Annotated in this window: 10 protein-coding genes and 1 pseudogene; 4 read left to right on the forward strand and 7 right to left on the reverse strand. The window is 60.4% G+C overall.

The window, feature by feature from the left end:
* Positions 1–399 (forward strand): annotated as a pseudogene (locus F759_RS39665) (aspartate aminotransferase family protein); the annotation flags it as partial.
* Between the two features lie 485 nt (positions 400–884).
* Here F759_RS39665 and F759_RS39670 read toward each other — a convergent pair.
* From F759_RS39670 to F759_RS0134590, 5 genes are all read right to left on the reverse strand, one after another.
* The gene (locus tag F759_RS39670) at positions 885–1523 is read right to left on the reverse strand and encodes a MarC family protein (RefSeq protein WP_244438997.1); all 639 of its coding nucleotides are present in this window, start codon (positions 1521–1523) and stop codon (positions 885–887) included.
* Positions 1524–1716: 193 nt separating this feature from the next.
* Positions 1717–2163 (reverse strand): cupin domain-containing protein, encoded by a 447-nt coding sequence (locus F759_RS0134580; protein ID WP_036026120.1) that lies wholly within the window; start codon positions 2161–2163, stop codon positions 1717–1719.
* On the reverse strand, positions 2154–2603 hold the full coding sequence (locus tag F759_RS43815; RefSeq protein WP_063829690.1) for an alpha/beta fold hydrolase: 450 nt from the start codon (positions 2601–2603) through the stop codon (positions 2154–2156). The genes F759_RS0134580 and F759_RS43815 overlap by 10 nt, the downstream gene beginning before the upstream one ends.
* A 55-nt stretch (positions 2604–2658) precedes the next feature.
* Entirely contained in the window at positions 2659–3207 is a 549-nt protein-coding gene (locus tag F759_RS43820; RefSeq protein WP_063829691.1) for an alpha/beta hydrolase family protein, read from the reverse strand.
* The gene (locus tag F759_RS0134590; protein WP_244438998.1) at positions 3204–3704 is read right to left on the reverse strand and encodes a cupin domain-containing protein; all 501 of its coding nucleotides are present in this window, start codon (positions 3702–3704) and stop codon (positions 3204–3206) included. Before F759_RS0134590 ends, F759_RS43820 begins: the two co-directional genes overlap by 4 nt.
* A 294-nt stretch (positions 3705–3998) precedes the next feature.
* Here F759_RS0134590 and F759_RS0134600 point away from each other — a divergent pair, with 294 nt between their 5' ends.
* The 3 genes from F759_RS0134600 (at position 3999) to F759_RS45100 (ending at position 6340) form a co-directional block, all read left to right on the forward strand.
* Complete coding sequence (locus F759_RS0134600; RefSeq protein ID WP_152530796.1) at positions 3999–5180, forward strand: PAS domain-containing protein; 1182 nt, start codon at positions 3999–4001, stop codon at positions 5178–5180.
* 81 nt (positions 5181–5261) lie between these two features.
* On the forward strand, positions 5262–6038 hold the full coding sequence (locus tag F759_RS39680; RefSeq protein ID WP_322787132.1) for a hypothetical protein: 777 nt from the start codon (positions 5262–5264) through the stop codon (positions 6036–6038).
* Positions 6014–6340: an FUSC family protein gene (locus F759_RS45100; protein ID WP_322787133.1), complete on the forward strand. Its 327-nt coding sequence runs from the start codon at positions 6014–6016 to the stop codon at positions 6338–6340. Before F759_RS39680 ends, F759_RS45100 begins: the two co-directional genes overlap by 25 nt.
* A gap of 37 nt (positions 6341–6377) precedes the next feature.
* Here F759_RS45100 and F759_RS43825 read toward each other — a convergent pair whose 3' ends face one another.
* Positions 6378–6590 carry a hypothetical protein gene (locus F759_RS43825; protein WP_154670929.1) on the reverse strand — a complete coding sequence of 71 codons (213 nt, stop codon included), beginning with the start codon at positions 6588–6590 and terminating at the stop codon, positions 6378–6380.
* A 935-nt stretch (positions 6591–7525) separates the two neighbouring features.
* The coding region (locus F759_RS0134615) for an aldehyde dehydrogenase family protein (RefSeq protein ID WP_027803663.1) at positions 7526–8334 on the reverse strand (809 nt) is incomplete at its 5' end.

The following is an 8334-nucleotide window of genomic DNA, read 5'->3' on the forward strand; positions in this document are numbered from 1 at the left end:
CGAGGTTTTGCAACATGGGCCTTGCTCTGCGCATTTGGCAAGGACGGAATTTCGGCGATGGTTGAACGGCATTGCCAACTTGCTGAACGAATGTCATCCGCGCTAGCCAAGGAACCGGGTATCTGTGTGCTCAACAAAGTAGAGCTTAATCAGTTCCTTGTCCGATTCGGCTCAGCCGAGGTATCCGAGCAATCCGACCAGGCGACGAGGGATGTCATTGCTCGCTTGGAGACAGAGGGCACCTTCTTCTTCTCGGGCGCGGAATGGAGAGGAATGTGCGTCATGCGCGTGTCAGTCATCTCCTGGGCGACGACCCAGCCGGATGTGGATCAGGCGATCAACGTGATCCTGGAAGCGTGGCGCCGGGTGACGGGCAAACCGAAGAATCCGGCAACTTGAGCTAATATCCAAGCGCCGACAAAATCCGCCACGAAGGTCCGTTACTTGCGGCTAAGCCGACGTTCGAACGTCCGCACGACGGCATCGGCGAACGTCGCTAACTGGCCGAACGCGGGTCGACGGCGAACGCACAAAACCGACCGTCAGCAGTCCCTCAGACCAAGCGCGTATCAAGGCCGGTCCCAAGTGTGAAGCGGACGTTGGATCGGCGCACCACATGTCTATCCGGTGCCTAGTCACCTTTCGCCCCGCGTCCTCCTGTGACCCTTGATTGTTTTCCGGTTGCGGACGGCTCAGCCCCGGCTCGTCGGTATTTCGCTCGTGATAGAGCACGGCGGCGACGCGGTGGATTTTCCTGCTGCTTTATCTCGCGGCGCTTGTTCGCATCCGGCTCATCCAGCATAAACGCGCTCGACGCCACGATGCCAAGGTGTGTTCGCTGCGTGAACCTGATGAACCCGTTCAATGGAGATGCAGGGAACTGATCAGTTCCGACAAGCCGAGCCACAAGATCTGCATCCCGATGCAAAAGATCGCGAAAGCGAACGCCGCATGGCGACCTGCGTGCCCGACGGCCCGAGCAACTTCTGAATGTGGCCCGCGAATCGAAGGCACAGGAAAATGCTGATGCAGATCAGGCCAAGCGCGAGACCGACGCCGATAAAGTGGACGGGCTGCAGGCCTTCGCGTGGTGATCCCGTGCCAAGCGCAATCGCCACTGAAATCGCGCCAGGCCCGACGGTGACCGGCAGCGTCAGGGGGTAGAACGACTTCGCGCGTAGCGATTCGTGTCGCGAAGCGATGGCATCCGGCTTTGTGTCAGTGCTGTCGTCGGCGGGTGACTGCAGCAGATTCCAGCCCGCCAGCGCGATAATCACGCCACCGGCCACTCGCAACACCGGGATGGAAATGCCAAGAAAAGACAAGAGGTAGGCGCCAACTGACAACGACGCCAGCAGGACCACAAAACTGTTGATCGCAACGCGGCGAGCCATTTCCGCGCGCTCCTCGAGTGAGGCGTGAGGCATGAGGCTCAGCGTGATGAACGCCGCCGCTGGTGGATTAATGATCGGAAACAACGCCGCGATGATCACCAGGACGGTTCGGCCCAACTCGTGGAGCATGGTTCGCATTCCGTGGACAGCACGCGCGTCAAGGTGTCAGCCAGCCGCGCTTTACGCGCTGGTTTCCGAATCTCGCGGCACCGCATGGCTTCAAGAAAGCGCCCGAACTCACCCCGAACGCTCGCCGGCATATGGCGCCGGGATAAGCCGGCCCGAGCTTTATAAGTCAAAAGCGTCCAAGCAGACAAGCCCTTTACGCCTTCAACGGAGGACCGACAAACTCGACACCCCACTTCGCGCCAAAGTCTCGTATAGCATCGGGTGCAGGCTCCCCATTCGACATCACGCTGCGAAGTTCTACGAAGAAAGCGACCGCATCGAGTCCCGGCGTGATCAGTACCAGCATGCGCGACGTCTCTTTGTCGATGTTGGTGAAGCGGTGCGTGCTGCCCGCCGGCCCCACGACGGTTTCCCCCGCGCTGGCGATAGTGCGTTCCCCGTCCACTTCGAACAGGTATTGACCGGTCAACACGTGAAAAATTTCGGTTTCCCGCTCATGCCGGTGCATTGGCGGCCCATAGCCGGGCTCGTCGGAAGTTTCGATGAGTGTCTCCTTGTTTCCGGTCGCTGCCGGGCCGATGCGTACCTGAACGTTGACGCCGATCGTGGGTATGTCGATGGTATTGGAATTCAATTGCATGATGCTGTGCCTTGAGTTTGTTTGTCCGATGGACCGTTTGATGCGTCAACCGCAGGATCAACGCGGCGCAACAGATTCTTTCTGCACATCCAATCGCGCACTATTTCGCCGATTGCGTCGCTATTTGCGTCGGCCATCAAAGCGTGGCTGTTTCCGGCGATCCCACGTGAAGGCAAGTCGATCCATTCGGCGTCCACGCCAGCGGCGCCGAGCGCCTCATACCAACGCCGTACTTTGGGCACTGATTCAACCCAGAAAGGGTGCTTATCCAGGTAGTCGCCCCAAACGAAAAGATGCGGAATGCCGCCTACGACCGCTGGATCGCAAGTTCTCGGATCCGGTGCGCCAGACGGCTCGAGCGAGATAACGGCCTTGATGCGATCCGGCGCGTGCAGCGCGGCGTTGAACCCAAAATTGCCGCCTTGACTGTGGGTCAGCACGATGCTGCTTTCGAGGCTGCCAATGAGTGCGTCGTAGGCGTGCTGGGTGAGCGCATCATTGCCGGCCCCAGCGCGGAACGAACTGGTTCATGAACCCTTCCATCCGCTCGACAGGGAAGCGAAGTCCGTCATGAGGACGACGTTGCGCAGGATCGGCATGCCAGGAACCGGCCGGACCGAAGCGGAACGTTTCCTCCCATGCTTCGCGTCCCGTGCGGAAATAGGGCGCATCCGGGAAGACGTCGGGATACGGAGCCCACGACGCCCGGCCCCGTTCGACCGCGTCGGACACGAAGACGTCAAAGCCCGCCCGCAGAAAAAACATCTGCCATCCCGCACGCCCGTCTGGTGTCGTTTCCCAGTTGACGCCGCTCATCCCTCCGCCGTGCCAGAGCAAAAGAGGATGTGCACTGCGCGGCGCCGCCAGCTTGACGTACTGCACGTACATCTGCCCGGCGATCATCTCTCCATTGGGATCGATGGGATGAACCGCGCCGTTGGTCGTGCTAACACGCGACCTCGGAGCTAAGCCGGTTAGCGAGACCTTGTGGCCGCCCACGTGAAAGCTGCCGATGTCACGCACCTGTAGCGGCGCGGCGCTCATGCTGTTCCCCTTGACGGAGTACCCAGAGGCGGCCCTAAAAATTCGACTCCCCAACGCACGCTGAACGCCTGCTTCGCCTCATCGTCGAGACTTCCGCCCGTCATTGCAGAGCCCAGTTCAGAAAACAACGCGAGGGCGTCGAAACCAGGGACGATCATCACGAGTTGCTTCGATGGATGGCTGTCGATATTCACGAAGCGATGTGGCACGTTGCCATTTGCCACGACGGTGTCGCCCACTGTCGCTTCGAAGCGCTTGCCATCCACCTCGAAGAGATAGCGCCCCTGCAAGATGTAGAAGATCTCCGCTTCGCGATGCCTATGCAGCGGCGGACCAAAGCCCGGCGCGTTGATCGTCTCAATCAGTTCGAGGCCGTTGCCCATGAAATCTTTCGGCGTGCGGACCCTTAACTCCAGGCCGATCTCAGGAACGGCGACGCATCGATCGCCCGTAAGAGCCAGGCAAGCGGTCTCGGTCAATCTGGAACTCATGTTCATAGTGGTGTTTCCGAAAATGCACCGGACAAGCCGAACGCCGCCGATGCGCTTCGTGAAGCGGAATCAGAACAGATGATTCACGCGCAAGATGCCTTCATTCGAGCTGTAGCCGCTGCCGAGCTGGCCGCCATACTCCAGCTTGACCTCCGTGCTTTTGGAGACGCCGAAATCCGTCAATGTGTGTGCCGAACGTTCGTGGAAATTCGGCCTGGGAGAATTGTGTAGAATCTCGACTGCAATTCCATCCCCTTAACTGGGTATGAAACGGCCTCACTTCGGCAGTCGGAGGCTTCTGTGCCTGAGTCCGCTCTGTCTGATGTCATCAATCTAATCTACGCGGCAGCGACCGGCGACGGGGCGGCATGGGACGACGTTGCCCCACGCTTATGTACGCTTTTTGGGGCACAGCGGGTCAGTCTGGTGCTGCTGGAGGCCCCCGACAGGATCCGCCAGGTCTTGGGCGGCGGCGACGACGAGTACGCCGACGCGTACGCCGAGTACTATCATCGGATTGATCCGTATCGCCGGCTGGCCGAACAACATTTTCGCGACCCCGGAATGCCCAGGATCAATGTCATCGTCGGCGACGAGATCGTGCCGTACAGCGCCTTGACCAAATCCGACTACTACGCCGATTACGCGCGGCCGGCCGGATTTCGTTATCTGCTGGGAGGCTTGCCGGGCGCGGAGTCGTTCGCTCCCATAGGTTTTTCGCGCGATGCGACCAGCGGCCCGTTTAGTGACGCCGACAAGCGCCGCCTACTGACACTGTTACCCCATTTGCAGCGCGCGCTTCAATTGGAAAAGCGGCTTGCGATTGCTGACCGGACGCACCTCGGTTCCGGTGCGCTGGACGCACTCGCGATTGCTGTCGTACTCGTGGACCGCACGATGCGAATCTTGTACGCGAATGCAGCAGCCTGCAGGTTGATGGAAGGCAGTCAATGCGGCCTCGCGATGCTTGGATCGGGCCCTTGCCCTGGGGTAGGCGATGTGCGCCTGCTTGCGCGCCATCCGGACGATCAATCGACGTTGGTCAAACTCGTCGCCGACGCCACCGCCGGCGGTTCGGGCGGTGCATTCAGATTGCGGACCACGCGCGACGAACCCGCCCGGAACGCGCAGTTGGCGGTGCTCGTGTCTCCTGCCTTAACTCACCTGTTTTCCCGTCAGATTGACGGCTACGGCGTCGCTCCCGGCGCGGCAATGCTGGTTGTTCGGCAGCTGAACCGGGGATGGTTACCTCCGCCGAGCCTGATGAGCGAACTTTACGGCCTGACCAAAGCAGAAGCGGAAGTCGCGTTGCGCTTTAGCGGCGGTGCGACCGCCGAAGACGTGGCGAGACACAGACAAGTTTCCCTCGATACAGGCCGCACGCAGGTGAAGACCATTCTGCGCAAGACGAATGCTGCGAGCTTGCGCGATCTGGAGCGGATTATCGCGATCAGCTCGGCCATTTTGCCTGCGGCGTCATAAGGCTCGTAAGGCTGTTCAAGGCGCACCGCGTATTTTCATTGCCGCTCAGTACTTTCCCGACAAGGTCATGGACAGTCACCAATGAACGACAGTCCGCAGCGCTCCCCAGGTCAACGCGATAGATCGCGACGGGTCTCATCTTCGCTCTCCGCACTCGGCCGCTGGCTGGACCGAATCGATCCCGGTACGCACCGCCGCATCAAGGGGCTTCGGCTCGTAACGGCGTACGGCATCGCCGCCGCACTGGGAGCGTTGCAAGATATTGCTCATCACGTGCCTGGCAGCATCTCGCTCAGCTATCTTGCTGGAAGCTTCGCGCTGTGGGCAAGCGTGTCAGAGGGCAAATCGACGCGAGCCGGGTCAAGCCGCGATCTCGCGTTACTAAGCTTTTCTGCTGGCTTGGGTGCCCTTGTGTTCGTCTTTCTATCCGAGCCGCTGCGCTTGACCGGACGAGCGGGTCCGGAAATGGTTCTGGTGACGGGCGCCTTTCTAGTCGGCTATCTCAAACGATTCGGCGTTCTCGGTGCAGGCATCGGATCGCAGATTTATATCGGCGAGTTGCTCGCTTACGGCGCTCGTATGACTACCGACGACGCGGTGGCAATTGCGATCGCCGCACTGATAGCTACGGTGGCGTCGGTCGTGCCGCGTATGCTGAGCGGACCCGCTGAGCGGCCCGTCACGCCAGCCGTGCTCGCTGCCGGGCCGCAAGTTGTTCCGGGCAGATACTCGCCCGAGTTATCCATGGGATTGCAGGCGGCCGTTGGCGCATTGATCATTGTCATTCTGAACGGTGTGGTCGGGCTTGAGGAGTCCGGCTGGGCGATCACCGCGTGCACTTACGTCGTCGCCGGATAATCGGCACGTTGGTTGGCGTTCCGCTAGGGCTCGCCTGCTTGCCCATCGCCGTGCACGCGCCGCTACTGGTCTGGGCTGCGGCGGCAATCGCCATGATCATCTATTCTATGGCGCTGCCGGAACGCTACGACATTGCCTGTGCGGCGTTCGCTTTCACGTTGATCGTGACGCTCGCGGCTAGCGGTGTGCATTCATACGTGCTCCTTGCTGCACGCGCGTGGGAGACGCTGCTCGGGGGGGCGCTTGGCGTAGTTGCCGCAAAGGTGGTTTTTCCGATACGCGCGCCGAAGTCCGGGACATAAGACCTTTGAAGGCTGTGGTGCCTTCACGATTTTTTGATCACGGCACTGGCGCGGAACGTTTTTGAACGGCTAAACATGATTTCGATTTGCGCCCTTTTTCACACATCAGCTTGAGGTTTGCCGAACTCGAAATAGACGATTCACGTCGAGAAGCGACACGGATGGTGCGCATTGTATGAATGCGTTCTTCGAGACGCAGATACTGAAATTTCCGCTCCAGTACTCCCGGGTTCATCGACGCTTCAAACATCGTCCGCCCTCGCGGCGTATCAATAGTGAAGTGAGCAGGCTCGTAGGTGGGTGGCAACCAAGTTGTCGAGACCCGCAAACAAAGACAATGAGAACGGCCGTGCCATCCGACGACGCGAAGGACATGGTTCCCGCGCGTCAAGGTCCGCTGCCAGGGGCGGAGCGGCCGCTTGGATTGCCCCGCACGCCCGGGTCCTAATGTCCGCACCTGGCCGGTTGCCGAAGTTTGCAGTTCAAACGCCGATCGCGCGGTGCGACCGCGCGGCGGATTTCCGTAGCGCTGCCGCTGCCGTCATCCGCAAGAGCGCAGAAGACGAACCATCGGCTATCCTTGCTTCGCGTATCGAAACCTATCCGGAAGGCGCGGACTATTGCTACATCAAGGCCGGGGGAATCGCGCTATCGCCCGCGTCGCCTGAGCGAAAGCATCGACCCATGATGCAATCCTCGAAGACCCTGCAGTCTGATCATAAAGCGCGAAGTATATGAGACATTCCGGGACCAGCAGTTCGCAAGCATTTGGCGCAGCCACCCTTTCGGGCCACGCACACCCCACGGATCATGGATCACAATGAGCGATGGTCGCTTCAATGGCGACTAAGGTCGTTTGCCCGAACGAGACGCGACCGATACAAATCGGTGGGGACCTTGAATAACCGGCAGAACCAGCCTCTTCGAATGGAAGCCGCAGTTCAACCGCGGTCGGGGATGGCCGGCCGAGGCCGAAATCATATTCTTCCGTCAACTTGCAAAAGCAGGCCGGCTCATCGACTGAAGAGAGCAACCTGCCATGAGCCCCAAGCCAGTTTCATTCGCGGGAACTGCAGACCGTTGCGCTGCCGATCCGAGCTCGCTCAGTTCGAGGTCCATGAGCCCGGTCGTCGCTGCGCAGCGAGTAACTGCAACGACGTTCCATGCACCGGGACATCACCTTGCTTATTTGGCGGTCGGCATCGCGAATTCAGCGCCCTTGCCGATGCTCGACGACCAGCGCTGCATGATCGACTTCTGCCGGGTATAGAACCTCACGCCTTCTTCGCCGTACGCATGCATATCGCCAAACAGGCTCTTCTTCCAGCCGCCGAAGCTGTGCCATGCCATCGGCACCGGAATCGGCACGTTGATGCCGACCATGCCGACCTGAATGCGTCGCGCGAATTCGCGGGCGATGCCGCCGTCGCTGGTGTAGCAGGACACGCCGTTTCCGAACTCATGCGCGTTGATAAGGCTCACCGCCTCACCAAAATCCTTCACACGAACGCAGGCCAGCACTGGACCGAAGATTTCTTCCTTGTAGATCCGCATGTCGGGCGTCACATGATCGAACAGCGTGCCGCCCGTAAAGAAGCCCGTCTCGCGGCTCGGCACGCGAATGCCACGTCCGTCGACGATCAGTTGCGCGCCTTCCTTCACGCCTTGCCCGATGTAACTCTCGATGCGTTGAAGCGCTTCGCCGGTGACGATCGGCCCCATTTCGACCTCAGGCGACATGCCGTCGCCGATTACGAGGTTTCGCGCACGCTCAGCCAGTGCGGGCACGATGCGATCGGCGACGTCGCCNACCAGCACCGCAACGCTGATCGCCATGCAACGCTCGCCGGCTGAACCGTAGGCGGCACCGATCAGCGCATCGACGGCCTGATCGAGATTGGCATCGGGCATCACGACGAGATGATTCTTCGCGCCGCCGAGCGCCTGCACGCGCTTGCCCTGCTGCACGCCGCGCTGCTGCACGTACGCCGCGA

The organism is Paraburkholderia dilworthii (assembly GCF_000472525.1).
Lineage (GTDB): Bacteria > Pseudomonadota > Gammaproteobacteria > Burkholderiales > Burkholderiaceae > Paraburkholderia > Paraburkholderia dilworthii.

What these genes read in the sequence shown, in the direction of transcription:
- F759_RS0134590 (WP_244438998.1), bottom strand. Translation starts at nt 3,704, where the DNA reads ATGAACATGAGTTCCAGATTGACCGAGACCGCTTGCCTGGCTCTTACG.
- F759_RS0134580 (WP_036026120.1), bottom strand. Translation starts at nt 2,163, where the DNA reads ATGCAATTGAATTCCAATACCATCGACATACCCACGATCGGCGTCAAC.
- F759_RS39680 (WP_322787132.1), top strand. Translation starts at nt 5,262, where the DNA reads ATGAACGACAGTCCGCAGCGCTCCCCAGGTCAACGCGATAGATCGCGA.
- F759_RS43820 (WP_063829691.1), bottom strand. Translation starts at nt 3,207, where the DNA reads ATGAGCGCCGCGCCGCTACAGGTGCGTGACATCGGCAGCTTTCACGTG.
- F759_RS43825 (WP_154670929.1), bottom strand. Translation starts at nt 6,590, where the DNA reads ATGTTTGAAGCGTCGATGAACCCGGGAGTACTGGAGCGGAAATTTCAG.
- F759_RS39670 (WP_244438997.1), bottom strand. Translation starts at nt 1,523, where the DNA reads ATGCTCCACGAGTTGGGCCGAACCGTCCTGGTGATCATCGCGGCGTTG.